This window comes from Rhodococcus sp. F64268, assembly GCF_023015605.1.
Taxonomy (GTDB): Bacteria; Actinomycetota; Actinomycetes; order Mycobacteriales; family Mycobacteriaceae; genus Rhodococcus.
Genome location: NZ_JALKAI010000055.1, coordinates 1 through 261 on the forward strand (window position 1 = coordinate 1; position 261 = coordinate 261).

A 261-nucleotide genomic window follows, 5' to 3' on the forward strand; every position below is an offset into this window, starting at 1 on the left:
AGCGAGCTTTCACATGGCCCGTACCCCAAACCGACACAGGTGGTCAGGTAGAGAATACTGAGGCGATCGAGATAACTGTGGTTAAGGAACTCGGCAAAATGCCCCCGTAACTTCGGGAGAAGGGGGACCTTGTCTGGTGATGAGTCTTGCACTCTGAGCTGGGTGGGGTCGCAGAGACCAGAGAGAAGCGACTGTTTACTAAAAACACAGGTCCGTGCGAAGTCGTAAGACGATGTATACGGACTGACGCCTGCCCGGTGC

General features: G+C 54.8%; 1 rRNA gene. It reads left to right on the top strand.

Annotated features, from left to right (window positions below):
* Positions 1-261: ribosomal RNA gene (locus tag MWU77_RS24530) — 23S ribosomal RNA — on the top strand; the annotation flags it as partial.